General features: G+C 63.9%; 11 protein-coding genes. 3 read left to right on the top strand and 8 right to left on the bottom strand.

The annotated features are described in order from the left end of the window. Positions 1 to 1968: a FecR domain-containing protein gene (locus tag JCM7686_RS24185; protein WP_020952935.1), complete on the bottom strand. Its 1968-nt coding sequence runs from the start codon at positions 1966 to 1968 to the stop codon at positions 1 to 3. Between the two features lie 9 nt (positions 1969 to 1977). Then, positions 1978 to 3402, bottom strand: coding sequence for a tetratricopeptide repeat protein (locus JCM7686_RS20545; protein WP_020952934.1), 1425 nt, complete (start codon positions 3400 to 3402; stop codon positions 1978 to 1980). 428 nt (positions 3403 to 3830) lie between these two features. Between JCM7686_RS20545 and JCM7686_RS20540 the strand changes: the two genes are divergently transcribed. The 3 genes from JCM7686_RS20540 to JCM7686_RS20530 all read left to right on the top strand — a co-directional run bounded on the left by JCM7686_RS20540 (position 3831) and on the right by JCM7686_RS20530 (position 6842). After that, positions 3831 to 5657, top strand: coding sequence for a patatin-like phospholipase family protein (locus tag JCM7686_RS20540; protein WP_020952933.1), 1827 nt, complete (start codon positions 3831 to 3833; stop codon positions 5655 to 5657). Next, the gene (locus JCM7686_RS20535) at positions 5654 to 6163 is read left to right on the top strand and encodes a GNAT family N-acetyltransferase (RefSeq protein WP_020952932.1); all 510 of its coding nucleotides are present in this window, start codon (positions 5654 to 5656) and stop codon (positions 6161 to 6163) included. The genes JCM7686_RS20540 and JCM7686_RS20535 overlap by 4 nt, the downstream gene beginning before the upstream one ends. A gap of 88 nt (positions 6164 to 6251) precedes the next feature. Beyond that, the gene (locus JCM7686_RS20530) at positions 6252 to 6842 is read left to right on the top strand and encodes a hypothetical protein (RefSeq protein WP_020952931.1); all 591 of its coding nucleotides are present in this window, start codon (positions 6252 to 6254) and stop codon (positions 6840 to 6842) included. 18 nt (positions 6843 to 6860) lie between these two features. Here the strand turns inward: JCM7686_RS20530 and JCM7686_RS20525 are convergent, their stop codons facing one another. From JCM7686_RS20525 to JCM7686_RS20500, 6 genes are all read right to left on the bottom strand, one after another. Next, positions 6861 to 7598 (bottom strand): ABC transporter ATP-binding protein, encoded by a 738-nt coding sequence (locus JCM7686_RS20525; RefSeq protein WP_041528291.1) that lies wholly within the window; start codon positions 7596 to 7598, stop codon positions 6861 to 6863. 78 nt (positions 7599 to 7676) lie between these two features. Continuing rightward, the gene (locus JCM7686_RS20520) at positions 7677 to 8609 is read right to left on the bottom strand and encodes an IS5-like element ISPam2 family transposase (RefSeq protein WP_020952554.1); all 933 of its coding nucleotides are present in this window, start codon (positions 8607 to 8609) and stop codon (positions 7677 to 7679) included. A gap of 107 nt (positions 8610 to 8716) precedes the next feature. Then, positions 8717 to 9709, bottom strand: coding sequence for an ABC transporter substrate-binding protein (locus JCM7686_RS20515; protein WP_020952929.1), 993 nt, complete (start codon positions 9707 to 9709; stop codon positions 8717 to 8719). A 29-nt stretch (positions 9710 to 9738) separates the two neighbouring features. Next, positions 9739 to 10578 carry an ABC transporter permease gene (locus JCM7686_RS20510; RefSeq protein WP_020952928.1) on the bottom strand — a complete coding sequence of 280 codons (840 nt, stop codon included), beginning with the start codon at positions 10576 to 10578 and terminating at the stop codon, positions 9739 to 9741. A gap of 9 nt (positions 10579 to 10587) precedes the next feature. After that, positions 10588 to 11937, bottom strand: a complete 1350-nt coding sequence (locus tag JCM7686_RS20505; RefSeq protein ID WP_020952927.1) for an LLM class flavin-dependent oxidoreductase — start codon at positions 11935 to 11937, stop codon at positions 10588 to 10590. 316 nt (positions 11938 to 12253) lie between these two features. Continuing rightward, positions 12254 to 13795, bottom strand: a complete 1542-nt coding sequence (locus JCM7686_RS20500) for a phospholipase D family protein (protein ID WP_020952926.1) — start codon at positions 13793 to 13795, stop codon at positions 12254 to 12256. Positions 13796 to 13853 lie beyond the last annotated feature (58 nt).

The raw sequence follows: 13853 nt of genomic DNA, 5'->3' as shown, positions 1-13853 counted from the left end.
TCAGTCACGCCCGCCGCCGAAAATGCCCGACCCGGACCATCCCGACCCGTCATGGACATCGAAGCCGCCGAGAATTCCGCCAGCCGGAATTTGGCCGTTATCAACGAAACCGCCCTCGAGATGCCCGTTGATGCCGCCCGGGCCCTGCGCCTCTCCGATAAAGCCATTGCCATGGGTTCCGCCCTGCGGCGTCATGGGAATATTGCCGGTTCCAAAGTCGCGGCCATCGAAATTCGTGATCTGGACGTTGCCCCGGCCCGTAGCGAAATCGACGCCTGCCGTCATATCGCCGGTGACCTCTCGCACCTGCCCGTCCTGCACCGAGTTCCCGACCGCATGGCCGCTATAGGTTGCGCTGCCAGTGGTCGGAATATCGGCGGGATCGGTGAACCGGCCAACCGCCCAATAGCCGTTCTCGACCGGATCGTGATTGGTGCTGCCGGTCGGCCCGGTCGCCGCCCAGACGCCCCAAGCCATGAACGCGCAGTCGCACAGCCGGTCTTGGCGGATCGCCGTCGTCACACTGCCCTGCTGCCCCGAACCTGCCGGCTTCCTCGCGCCGAAACGGCTATCCGAGGAATAAAACGATTCCGCATCGGAAAAGTCGAATGACTGCTGGTCACCGTACCAACTGCCCGGAGTGATCGAGCCGTTGAGCGTGCGCTCCTGCGGGTTGAAGGTGAAACGCACCTGCCCAGTCGTGCCGCTCAACGGACCAAAGGCGGTGGTCAACCCGCTGGAATAACCCTGATAGGTGCCCGTGAAGGTCCGCCCGGACGGAGGCGGCTCTGTCGGGCCCGTCGGATCGGTTGGAAAGGTCGGGTTCGTCGGAAAGGTCGGCTCGGTCGGGAGCGTCGGCTCTGTTGGACCGGTCGGTCCCGTAGGATCGGTCGGACCAGTCGGACCCGTTGGTCCAGTGGGATCGGTGGGCCCCGTCGGTCCCGTGGGGCCGGTCGGATCGGTTGGTCCAGTCGGACCCGTCGGGCCGGTGGGATCGGTGGGACCCGTTGGCCCGGTGGGGCCTGTTGGGTCAGTCGGGCCGGTTGGCCCAGTGGGTCCGGTTGGATCGGTTGGGCCAGTCGGCCCCGTAGGATCGGTCGGACCCGTGGGTCCGGTCGGGCCGGTTGGAACCGTCGGCACGAGATGGTCCGGCAGATTCACCAGCGTATTGTCCTCGCGGGCCTGATCTCCCGGCTGGTTGCTCTGATTGGCGAGGTCTTCCTCATCCCCGGGACGATTGCCCCAGCCAGCAGGCGGCGGCAGCGGAACCGGGCCGAGACCGCTGCGGATCAGCGCGGCCTCAAGCTCCGTCAAGGGCGCGCGCAGGCCCTGCTGTTGCTGGCTGTTGGTGAAGACCATGTTCTGGGTTGCAGCCCAGCTGTCGGGCGCCCATCCGATCCGGGGCGGCTCGTTGGGGCTGAAGATGATCGAGGTCCCGGGCAGGCTCAGGCTCAGGATTTCACCGTTTGGCAGGCGCAGCGTGACCTCTTCGCCGAAGACCAGCGTGATATGGGCCGGCATGTCGTCCGCGGGCGTCAGGTTGAAATCGACGATCGCGCCGCGGATGCCCGCGACGCCCACCGGCGTTGTCACCTCGGCCTTGCCATCGCCCTTGCTCGCCGCGCCGCCGATGAAGCGGAATACCCCGCGCGAGGCGCTTGCGGCAACGCTCGCCGTATCGGCGGTTGGGTCATAGACGAAATTGTCGATCTTGAGCGAGGAATTCGGGCCGACCGTGAAATTCGTGCCATCCGCCAGCAGGATCTGCACGATCCCGGCGCTGTCGGTATCGAAGATCTCGTTGTGAATCACCGTCTGACCCAGCCGCACCAACGTCGAGGCGCCGCCCTCCATCCGCGATTTCGCATCGGGATTGATCGCCGAGGTCACGCCGACATCCTGCGCCAGAACCGGGCCTGAACTCAGCGCCGCGGCGACAGAGGCCGCGAGAAGACGGGAGGTTCTCATCGGTTCACCTCAGAAGTTGTGGATCACGGATACCCCGACCGAGGCATCATGGAAGGTGCGGATGTCGTAATTCGAACGGACCGAGCGATAGCCACCATAGACCTGCAACCCGACCTTGTCGTTGAGCGGCACATTCTGGATCAGCTGAAGGTAATAATCGTTCCCCTTCTGCTTTTCCGTGCTGCTGACAATCGGGTTGGGCGCATCATTCACCCGGCGCGAGACCCGGCCAAGCAGCGTCAGCGTCCAAGGCCGCTCGGTCACCTTGAAGGGCGCGGTATAGCGATAGGACAGACCGAATTGCGTGCTGCCCTCCCAATAGGCGGTGTAATCGCGCTCGGCCGTGCGCCGCTCGAGGCCCGCGCCGATAAAGCCCTGCAGATTTTGCCCAAGCTGGCGCGTGATCATGCCGGTCAGACGATAGCGCTCTCCCGAGAGCAGATTGGACAGCGGGCGCTTGGCTGTCGCGCGGTAATCTTCATCACGGTAATCAAAGGCCAGACGCAGCCCGCTTTTGCGCGAAAGCGGCATCTGATAGCCGACGCTCAGCCCATAGCTGAGATAATTCGGCGCATCGCCCAACCGCCCGCCACCCAGCGTCGCCGCGACCGACAGCCGGCCGCCCTTGATGCCATAGCGATCAAGCAGGAAGACCGGACCCAGCCGGATCTCGACATCCTCGGTCGAGATGTCGGTGCGCTCGCGGAATTCAGTGGCATTGACATCGAGGCTGTATTGCATCGCGACGCCGCGATAGGACAAAGGCTGAAGATAGCCAAGCGTCAGGCCCAGCACCGCGCTGGTATCCGGGCGCCCCCGCGCCAGATCGTCGAGCACGAAATCACGGCCCATCAGGTTCACGACCGGATTGTTCGGCCCGGCATTGGCATTGCTTTGATGGCGCAGGCCATAGGTGAGTTGGCCGGTCACCCCGCCCTTCTTGCGGCTGCCGTTCATCGCCAGCATGAAGGTCGAGATATTGTTGCGCACCTCGGGCGGCGTGTCGGGCCGGGCCAGCACCTGCTGGAAATAGGCGCGCGAATTGTCAAACGCGCCCAGCCGGAAATAGAGCGCGCCCAACTCGAGCTGCAGCCGCGGCGTGTTCGGGACCCGGATCAACATCCGCTCATAGGTCGCAATCGCGCCCTCAAGATCACCAAGCCGCGCCGAGGCCTGCGCATAGGCAAAGGCCGCATCGAGATCGCCGGGATCGGCCTGCATCCGCTTGAGCAGCGCGCGCCGGCGCTGTTCCAGCGGCGCGACCAGGGCACCGGGGGCGTCCGGGGCAATGTTGTAACGCTGCAAATTGACCTGCTCGGCCAAAAGCGGCGCGGGCGCGGCGAAGCCCGCAAACATGACGCCCGCAGCCAGACCCGCACGCGTCATCAGGCCAGAAAAATACCCGCCCGCGTCAGATCTGCTCTTGCCTGTCACTCGTCCGTCCCTCGCTCAGTCAAGCGGTTTACCCGCATCTGAGATTCGTCATCTTCGGGCTTGTGTAGGCGACTTTGGGCCGAGGACCAAAGCATTTGACCCCGGCAGCCCCTACAAAGTTAGTTTTCCCGGGGAAAGTGTGCTGTGCGGGCCATCCGCACCCGAGGGTTTGCGTCTGGAAGATCACAGTTCCGCGCCATCGCCAGCTTCTGTCGGAGAGTTTAACACAGTTTGATTTCCTTGGCTTAAACCTCATCCTAAACTCTGACATATTGCGGAGATGAGAACGCCGGATCACCAACGACGACGCAACCCCTTCGCTGTGACGACCTGCGCCCCACGGGCTTTGCTGCACTGACTGATCCGTTTGGTTCAGCCTGACCACCTTGCCGTTTTCTTGCTGCCTGCCCCTCAATTCCGCGGATGTGATGACCCTTTCCAGTTCCGAGCTTCCCCCCTCAGCGCAAGAACTGCTGCGCGATCTCTCGCCCGAGGATCGCGGGCTGGTCTTGCAGATGGCCCAGATCCTGCGGGTGCCGCGCGGGAAGGTGCTGGTCCATCAAGGCGAACCTGCCGATTGCGTCTATTTCGTCTTGCGCGGCAAATTCGAGGTGCTGCGCGACCGCAGTCGCGTGCTGGCCGAGATCGGCCCGGGTGAGCCCATCGGCGAGATTGCCTTCTTCGCCGGGCTGACCCGCACCGCAGATGTCACCGCGACTCGCGACAGCGATGTCATGTCGCTCGACCGCGATGCCTATGCCGAGCTGTCGCGGCGCGTCCCAGCCTTCACGCAGGCGATCCTGCGCAGTTTCGGGCGCAGGCTGGCGGCGGCAACCTCGACCGCACCCGCGCTGGCACCACGCGCGCCCGGGACCATCGGCATCTGTCAGGCGGGCGCGACCCCGATGCCTGAACGTCTGGTGCGCCAGCTCTGCGCGGCGCTGGGTCAGTCGGGCCATGCAGCGCCAATCGGCTTTCGCGACCTGCCCGCCGACCGCGATCCAAGCCAATCCGCCGCAGTTTCGGACTGGCTCGCGATGCGCGAGCGCGCGCAGGGGCGGCTTTTGCTCATCACGGGCGAGGGCAATGCCGATTGGGACCGCACCGCGCTCAGCCAATGCGATTTCCTGCTTTTGATCGGTGCCGCCGATGAAGGCCACGCCGGACCGGTCGCGCTTGGCGCGCTCGAAACCTTCGCCCTGCCGCTTTTCCGACAAGAGCATGTGAGCCTGCTGCTTTGGCGCGAAAGCCAGAGCGACCCCATCCGCGAGACGGCGAATTGGCTTGGCCCGCGCGCGCCGCATCTCCATCACCATCTGGCGCTGGACAATCCGGGCGATCTCGCGCGGCTCGTGCGCTTTCTCAACGGCACCGCACTTGGCGCCGTCTTTGGCGGCGGCGGGGCGCTTGGCGCGGGTCATATCGGTGTCCTGCGTGCGCTGTTTGATGCGGGCGCGGTCTTTGACCTTTTCGGCGGCACCAGCATCGGCTCGTCAATCGCGATTGAAATGGCGCGCAACCCGGTCATGGCGGGCAAGCTCGACGTGTTCGAGGAGTTTTTCCTCAAGCGGCGCTCGCTCAGCAAGCTGAACATCCCGCTCTACAGCGTTTTCGATCACAGCCATTTCGACACTGAATTGCGCGTCGAATTCGGCAAGAACCGCCTCGAAGACCTCCCGCTCAACGCCTTCGCAGTCGCGACCAGCCTGTCGACGAATGAGATCGTCGTGCTGCGTCAAGGCCTGTGCTGGCAGGCCGTGCGCGCCTCAGCCGCGATCCCGGCCGTGCTGCCGCCCTTTGTCACCGAAACCGGCGATGTGCTGGTTGATGGCGCGATCATCGACAACGTGCCGACTGCGGTCATGCGGCAGCTGAAACCCGGCCCGAATATCGCGGTGATCCTATCGCCGGACGAAGATTGGCGCGTGCGCAGCGCCTATGAGAACCTGCCTTCGCGCCGCCGTTTGGCCGGGCAGATCGTGCTGCGCCGCCATTCCGCGACGGATTTCCCGAAGATCATGGAGGTCGTCGGCCGCGCAATGATGGTCACCAGCAGCCGCACACTCCGCCAGCCCGCCCATCCCGACGACCTGCTGCTGATGCCGCCTTCGGTGCCGGGCATGGGGTTGCTCGACTGGAAAAGCGTCCGCGCTCAAGAGGCGGCGGCCTATGAATTCACCCTGCGCCGGCTTGACGCAGCAGGCGGCTTGGCCGGGCTGCTGGCTGGCCCTGCCCCGAAAGATCCCAACGAATGACCGATCCCACAGCTCCCGCCTGGCAGATCCTCGATCTGCGCGACTGCCCCGAGCAGGCGGCAGATGTCGCCGACCGGATCTGGCAAGCCTGGTGGAAGGCCGATGGTCATGCTCTGGCCGATGTTACCGCGCTGACGCGCCTGTCGATGGGCGAGGCGGCGATCCCCTCGACACTGGTCGCTCTGACCGAGGGGCGCTTTCTCGGCACGGTTTCGGTCATTGCCAATGATCTCGAGGCCCGCCCGGCGCTGACACCGTGGCTCGCCGCGCTTTGGGTCGAGCCCGAGGCACGCGGGCGTGGGATCGGGGCGGCTTTGATCGGCGCGGCTCTGGCCCATGCCAAAGCCAGCGGCGCTGCGCGGCTGTATCTTTGCGCGGAAAACCCGATCTCGGCCTATTACGAGCGGCTCGGCTGGACGGTCGAAGAGCGCGCGGTCGAGGGGCTTGATGTACTGTCCCATCCCCTGCCCGCCGATTTCGCCGCTGCATCGCCGCGACGTGATTGAACCCTGCGGGGCCGTTGCGAGTTCATCCCACGCCTGAGGGCCGTCCCGTCAGATCGGCCCACAGCGACGCGCCCGCAAGGAGAATGCCATGAGCTTTCATCTCCGCCTTGCCACTTGCCTGATGATCCCGCTCAGTCTGGCCCTGCCCTGCGCAGGCAGCGCCGATCCGGTCAGCGATGCCTTGAACGCCGCGCAAAGCGCCTATCGCTCGGGCGATCTCGCCGCGACCGGCGCCAGCCTGATCACCGCGAGCACAGAGCTGCGCCGCATCGAAACCGCAAAGCTGCGCGCGGCACTACCCGACGCGCCCTCTGGCTGGTCTCGCCAGATCACCGAAACCGGCACGGACGACAGTGCGACCGCCGCCGCGACGCTGCTGAGCGGGCCCTCGATCGAGGCGACCTATGTCAATGGTGACAGCGATGCCTTCACCCTGACCTATTCCGCCGACAATCCCGTCGCGGGCACCCAAAGCAATGCCTATGGCGATCCGAAGCTGATGGCCCTGCTGGGAAAGGTCGTGGATTTGAACGGGGTGGCGCTGCTCGATCAGAATGACACGGTCACGGCCATGCTGGCCAATCGCGTGCTGGTTCAGGCCGAGGGCATGAGCTTTGACAAGATGCGCCCGGTGCTCGAACGGATCGATTTCAAGAAGCTTGGCAGTTTCGACAAATAAACCGCGCCCGGCCAGAGCTCAATGCAGGCCGAATTCGCGCATGAGCCGCTCGCGCAGCCGCACAAAGCCGGTTTCGGCGCGTTCGCGCGGGCGCGGCAGCGGGTTTTCCAGTATGCGCGGCGCGCCGCCTTTCTGATGGGACAGGACCAGCACTCGGTCGGCCAGATAGATCGCCTCTTCGAGGTCATGGGTCACGAGAACCATGGTCACGCCCTCGCGCTGCCAGATCCCCGCCAGTTCCTCCTGCATGGTGATCTTGGTCATCGCATCCAGCGCCCCGAAAGGCTCGTCGAGCAGCAAGATGCCGGGCTGGACCGCCAGCGCGCGGGCGATCCCGACCCTCTGGGCCATGCCGCCCGAAAGCTGCGCCGGATAGGCCGCGGAAAAATCGCCAAGCCCGACCAGCCGCAGATAGCTTTCCGCATAGCGGCGCGCGGCAAGCTTGGTGCGGCCCTGCATCTCAAGCCCGAAGGCCACATTGTCGAGCACGGTCAGCCAGGGCAGCAGCCGTGGCTCTTGAAAGATCACGGCGCGGCCCGGACCAACGCCCGAAACCGGATCGCCGTCGATGCTGATGCTGCCGCTGTCGGCCTCCTCCAGCCCAGCCAGAACCCGCAGCAGCGTGGTTTTGCCCGAGCCCGAGGCGCCGACGATCGCCAGAATTTCGCCCGGCTCGATGTCGAGATCGAGGTTGCGCAGCACCTCAAGCCGCTCGCCGTTGATCTCGAAGCTCTTGCTCAGATCGCGGATGCGCAGGGCCGATTGGTGGCGGCTCAGGTCGGCATTGTTGCAGAAGTCCGGCTGCGGCCAGACGCGCCCCTTTCCCCGTTGGGTTCAGGCCACGCGTTCAATCTCGGCAGTGCCGAGTGCATTGAAGCGGTTCATGAGTGCTACGCGGATCTGGACCTCGGCGGTTTGGCGATCCGGGTCGCGTGATGCAATGCGTTCCCCGAACGACTTGAGACACCTCATCTTGGCCTCGATCCGGCTTCGGGCGTGATATCCTGACCAGCGTTTCCAGACTGCCCGCCCCAGGCGTTGTGTCGCCTTGAGGATCTCGTTGCGGGCCCTGGCGGCGGGACAGTTCTCCCGCCATCGCCGCCCGTTCTTGCGGATGGGTATGATCGCCGTTCCACCGCGCTCGAGGATCGCGCTATGGCATCGCCTTGTGTCAAAAGCGCCATCGCCGGTCACGGTGCCGATCTGTTCATCGGCAGGGATCTGGTCCAGCAGGTGGGGCAGAACGGGGCTGTCGCCCTTGTCGCTCGAGGTGAACTCTACTGCACGGATGTCGCCGGTGGCCGTATCCATCGCCAAATGAACCTTGCGATATTGGCGCCGACGCTGCGTGCCGTGCTTACGCGCAAGCCACTCCCCATCCCCGAGGAACTTTATTCCGGTGCTGTCAACAAGCAGGTTGAGCGGACCGGACGCACGGCGGTTCGATATTTGCACCGTGATGCGCTTCTGCCGACGGCTCAGGGTCGAAAAGTCAGGCACCGGCCAGTCCAGACCGGCCATCGACAGAATGCTTGCCACCATCCCGGTCGTCTGGCGAAGTGGGAGCCCGAACAGAACCTTCACCATCAAACAAAACTGGACAGATGCATCGCTGAACACCGGCGGTCGGCCATTGCCACCGGCCTTCGGCGCAAGCCACGTCATGTCTTTGTCCAACCAGATCAGCAGGGAACCGCGCCGCTTCAGGGCCTCGTTGTAACTCTTCCAGTTATTCGTCCGATAGCGGGCAGGATCAGGTCTCGTCATCTCAGACCATTAACCCCATGGATTCCCCGTGTGAATCCTGCTCCCTGGGGACTTCTGCAACAAAGCCGCTCAGGTCCAGCATGGTGGTCTCCGGGTCCATCAGCATGTCAGGATTTCGCCGCTGCTGCGGGCGAGGCCGCCAGCAAGGCATCGGCATCAAGCTTGCCCTTCGGGACCGAGCCCTCGGCTTCAAGCCGTTCGATCCAGAAGGAGAGGTCGTGTTTCTCGGCAACCGCGCCCGGACGCAGGCCGAAACCGCGCCAGTATTGCGCCAGCTCGCCCGGCTCGCTGCGGGCTTCAAGGATCTCGGCAAAGACCTTCTTGGCCTCTTCGGGATGCTCGCGCGACCAATCTGCGGCCCGGATCGCGCCATCGACAAAAGCGCGGGTCGCCTCGGGATGCTCTTGGGTGAATTTCTTGCTCAGAACGATGAAACCGCCCGCGATATTGCCCAGAACATCGGTGTCGTTAAAGACCTCGCGCACGCCGCCGGTGGCGAGCAGCTTGCCGTCGAAGGTCGTCTGCCAATAGCCGACCGCCGAGACATCGACCTGACCCGCGCGCAAGACCTGCTCGAGCTGGGGGCCCGGCACGACGACGAGGTTCACATCCGAAGGCTTCAACCCGTTCTGCGCCAAAGCCTCGCGCACCGTATAATCGAGATGCGCGCCAAGCGTATTCACCGCAATCGTCTTGCCCTTCAGATCAGCGATCGCCTTGATCGGGCTGTTTTCAAGGACATAGAAGTGGCTTTGCGAGTTTTCATTGATGCCGTTGCTGGGATAGGCCAGCACGAAATCATTGCCCGCCGCGATCGAGTTCAGCACCGCCGCCGTCGCCGCCGAGCCGACATCGCCGCTGCCGCCCGCCACCGCCATCAGCGATTCCGGGCCGCCGCTGCTATAGCCGATATGCTCAAGCCGGACCGGGGTGCCGTCGTAATAGCCCAGCTTTTCGGCGAGAAGATGGGGCTCGATGCCGCCTCGTGAGGCGAAGACGCGGAAGGTCGCGGGGTCTTCGGCCAAGGCGGGGCTCGCCAGAGCGGCGAAGGTTACAGCAGCCAGAGCGGCCGCATGACGTGTCACATTGCGCAAAAACATGCTCGGATCCGTTATCTGGGGAAAGGGGGTCAGTAATTGGCCTTGGTGTTCCAGCGGCAGAGGTGGCGCTGAAGCGCGACGATCAAGCCATTGGCGGCCAGACCCAGAAGGGCGAGCAGGCCGATATAGCCAAACATCAGGCCGATCTGGAAATTGTATTGGGCATTCATCACCTGAAAGCCGACACCGCTGTTCGCGCCGATCATTTCAGAGGCGATCAGCATCAAAAGCGCGGTCGTCGCAGATAGCCGCAGCCCGACGAAGATCTGGGGCAGCGCGGCGGGCAGGATCACCCGGCGGAAGATCTGCACCCGGTTCGCGCCATAGCTGCGCGCCATTTCGACCAACTTGTGATCGACCTCCTTGACCCCGCCAATCGTCGCCAGAAGCAGCGGAAAGGCGGTGCCCCAGAAGATCACGAAAACCTTCGAGGTCTCGCCAAGGCCGAGCAGCAGAATGAAGACCGGGTAAAGCGCCAGCGCCGACAATTGGCGAAAGAGCTGCAGCACCGGGTCGAGCACGCGCTCAAGGCGGTGCAGCGTGCCCATGACCAGCCCGAGCGGGATCGAGACCAGAACCGCCGCGCCAAAGGCCAGACCAGAGCGTTGCAGCGAAATCGCCAGATCGCGTTGCACGATGCCCTTGTCGATCGCCACGCCCATTGCCGCGACAATCGTCGAAGGGGCGGGGAAAACGGCGGTGTTGATCCAACCCAGCCGCGCCGTCACCTCCCACAGCAGCAAGGCCGCGAGAATGATGCCATAGCGGGCCAGCGTCGCGCGCACGACCGCGGCCATGCGGCGCGAACTCGGGCGCGGCAGCGTGCGAAGCGTGCTCAGGTCAAGCGGATTGGTCGTTTGGAGCGTCATCGCTGTCTCTCACTCTGCCGCAAGCGCGCTGCGAGCGCGGGTCCAGGGATTCTCGGGCCGGGCGAGCCCAAGGTTTTCGCGCAGCGTCCGCCCCTCGTATTCGGTGCGGAAGAGCCCACGTCGCTGCAATTCCGGCACGATCAGGCCCACGAAATCCTCGAGCCCGGCCGGCAGCCACGGCGGCAGGATATTGAAGCCGTCAGCCGCGTCAGAGGTGAACCATTCCTCAAGCGTATCGACGATGGTCTTGGGCGTGCCGATCAGCGTCAGATGCCCGCGAGCGGTTGCAACATATTGATAAAGCTGGCGGATGGTGAAGCCATGGCGGTCGGCGATCTCGCGGATAAGGACCTGACGGCTCTTGTTGCCCTCGGTCACATCCTGCGGCGGCAGGGGGCCGTCCAGCGGATAGCCGGTCAGATCAAGCGTGCCGCCCGCGAGCCCATTGAGAAGCGCCAGCCCCTCTTCGGGCAGGATCAGCGAGGTCAGCCGGTCATATTTCGCCTGCGCCTCGCCCAGAGTGCGACCGATGAAGGGCGCAACCCCGGGCATGACCAGAATCTCGCGCGGATCACGGCCTTTTGCTGCGGCGCGGGCCTTGATGTCGCGATAGAATTCCTGCGCCGAAGAGAGGTTCTGATGCGCGGTGAAGATTACTTCGGCGGTGGCCGCAGCCAGATCGCGACCGTCCTCCGAGGCACCGGCCTGCACCACCACCGGATGGCCCTGCGGCGGACGCGGCGTGTTCAGCGGGCCGCGAACCTTGAAATATTCGCCCTCGTAATTGATCTCATGGACGCGGTCGCGGTCGAAAAACTGCCCGCTTTCCTTGTCGCGCAGGAAGGCATCGTCCTCCCAACTGTCCCAGAGCTGGCGCACGACATCGACATGTTCACGCGCCCGGGCGTAGCGTTCGGCATGGGGCAGCTGCGTATCGCGGCTAAAGTTGCGCGCGGTCTCGTCGCCGGTCGAGGTCACGACATTCCAGCCCGCGCGGCCCCCCGTCACCAGATCGAGCGAGGCGAATTTGCGCGCCAATTGATAGGGCTCTTCATAGGTCGTCGAGGCCGTCGCGATAAAGCCGAGGCGCTTCGTATGGGCCGACAGCGCCGCAAAGAGCGTCACCGGCTCGAAGCCCGCCGCCTTGGCACTGCCGCCCTCCCGGCCCCCCGCAAAGCCCGCGGAAAGGCCGTCGGCGAGGAAATAGGCATCGAACAGGCCCTTTTCGGCGGTCTTGGCCAGTTCGATGTGAAAGGCCAGATTGGTCGCGCCATCCGAGGGGGAGCCCGGATGGCGCCACGCCGCAACATGCTGCCCGCCGCCGGGAAGGAATGCGCCAAGGCGGATCTTTCTGCTCATCTCAACGTCCTTTCTGCACGGCTCCGCGGCGCAAGGCCTCAGGGAGTTCCCGGGTCGGCAGGGCTTAATCACGCCCTATATGGTCGTGTATAAACTACGCCCGAGTTCCGCCGTCCCGCCATTCCAAAAAAGGTGCGTTCCAGAGCATGTTTTGCTCTTTGATGTCGGAGTACAGGAAAAAATCCCGAGATTTTGAGATGATCTCAGCCAGTTCGGGAAATTATCCCAGAATCGGTGCCGAAATCTCCGGATCATCAGTGCGAGAGGTCACACTCTGCGGCGTCAATCCGGGGCTTTGACCTGTGCCTGATTGGCCCTAGAGCAACCATTCGATCGGCAAAACACCGATCACGACAATCGCCGCCTGATCATAAAGCGTCGAGCCGGGCTCTTGCTGATAGATCGCAACCTTGCCGTCGTGCTTTTTCTCGGTCCAGACAAGGCGCTCTTCGACACTGAGCTGGGGCTTGTAGCACATGACCTCCAGCGCGCCGTCAAAGGCCGCCGTGGTCATTTTGGCCAGCACCGGGCTTTCGATCATAAAGCCCATTTCGCAATTCAGAAGCGCCGAGCGTGGGTCAAAGTTGAACGAGCCGATGAACACGCGTTTCTGGTCGATGGCAAAGGTTTTGGCGTGAAGACTTGCGCCCGAAAGACCGAAGCGCTTGATTTCCTCGTCGCCGCGCACCTTGCCCGCGCGCAGCTTCAGCTCGAAAAGCTCGACCCCGGCCTTGAGCAGACGGCGGCGGTATTTCGTATAACCGGCATGGACCATCAGCACATCAGTCGTATCAAGCGCATTGGTCAGGATCCGCACGCGCCGCGTCCGCGCGAGACTTGAAAACAGCCGCAGCCCGCCCGTTCCCGGCACGAAATAGGCCGAGACCAGATTAAGCTCGCTTTCGACGCCGCCCAGAATCTGATCGAGATGGGTGACCATCAGATGCTTGCGCTTGGCCCCGCCGGTGCCCTTGATCGGATCATCTACGACCAGCCGGATCTCGGTCCAATCCGGGGTGATGCTGTGCCGGTTCAGCCGCTCGGCGCTGGTGGTCAGCTCGCCCACCACCTTCTGCGCCTCGGGCGTGCTGGCCGAGGTCGTCAGGGTTTCGCGCAATGCATCCGGATCCTTGACCTTGCGCACGATCTGTTCGAGCGCGAAGACCGAGCTGCAATTCCAATAGGCGTCAAAGGCCTCTGCCGTCTCGGCGACGATCGGGCCAATCGCGATGACATCGAGGTCGAGATAAAAATCGGCGTCCCCGACCTGAAAGTACTCATCGCCAATGTTGCGCCCGCCAATGATCGCCAGCGCCCCATCAACCAGATAGGATTTGTTGTGCATCCGCCGGTTCATGCGCAAAAGATCGAACGCATAGCCTGCATATTTCGGACGCCGAATGGTCGAGGGATTGAACAGCCGGACCTCGAAATGCTCGAGCGCGTTCAGCGCATAAAGCGTGTCATCGAGCCCCGGGATTCCGTTGTCGTCGAGCAATAGCCGCACCCGGACGCCGCGCAAGGCCGCATCATGCAGCGCCTTCAGCAGCAGCCGTCCAGACGTGTCGTCGTGCCAGATGTAATATTGCACGTCGATTGAACGCTCGGCCCGATGCGCCAGCTCAAGTCGGCTGCCCAAAGCGTCATGGCCGCTCATCAGCGGGATGAAGCCGCTCAGACCCGGATGGGTGCGCATTCCCGCGAACATCTCGCGCCCAAGCCGGGTGGTTTCATCGGCGGGAATGGCGGCCTCGAAGGGGCGGCCCGCGATCGAGGGCAGGCGAAAGATCAACCGGGCCACCAGAATGGCCGCAACCAGAGCGACCACGGTCCAGAGCAGGATCTTCAGGACGATCACGATCAAAAGCCGCTCCTCTTCCTTGCCTGCCCGTTCGGCCCGCGGCAGATGCTCCCGC

Origin of the sequence: Paracoccus aminophilus JCM 7686 (assembly GCF_000444995.1) — a bacterium.
Lineage (GTDB): Bacteria > Pseudomonadota > Alphaproteobacteria > Rhodobacterales > Rhodobacteraceae > Paracoccus > Paracoccus aminophilus.
The sequence above is the reverse complement of the archived record's forward strand: the minus strand, read 5'-3'. Positions and strand labels throughout refer to the sequence as shown.

What these genes read in the sequence shown, in the direction of transcription:
- JCM7686_RS24185 (WP_020952935.1), bottom strand. Translation starts at nt 1,968, where the DNA reads ATGAGAACCTCCCGTCTTCTCGCGGCCTCTGTCGCCGCGGCGCTGAGT.
- JCM7686_RS20540 (WP_020952933.1), top strand. Translation starts at nt 3,831, where the DNA reads ATGACCCTTTCCAGTTCCGAGCTTCCCCCCTCAGCGCAAGAACTGCTG.
- JCM7686_RS20535 (WP_020952932.1), top strand. Translation starts at nt 5,654, where the DNA reads ATGACCGATCCCACAGCTCCCGCCTGGCAGATCCTCGATCTGCGCGAC.
- JCM7686_RS20530 (WP_020952931.1), top strand. Translation starts at nt 6,252, where the DNA reads ATGAGCTTTCATCTCCGCCTTGCCACTTGCCTGATGATCCCGCTCAGT.
- JCM7686_RS20520 (WP_020952554.1), bottom strand. Translation starts at nt 8,609, where the DNA reads ATGACGAGACCTGATCCTGCCCGCTATCGGACGAATAACTGGAAGAGT.
- JCM7686_RS20515 (WP_020952929.1), bottom strand. Translation starts at nt 9,709, where the DNA reads ATGTTTTTGCGCAATGTGACACGTCATGCGGCCGCTCTGGCTGCTGTA.
- JCM7686_RS20510 (WP_020952928.1), bottom strand. Translation starts at nt 10,578, where the DNA reads ATGACGCTCCAAACGACCAATCCGCTTGACCTGAGCACGCTTCGCACG.
- JCM7686_RS20505 (WP_020952927.1), bottom strand. Translation starts at nt 11,937, where the DNA reads ATGAGCAGAAAGATCCGCCTTGGCGCATTCCTTCCCGGCGGCGGGCAG.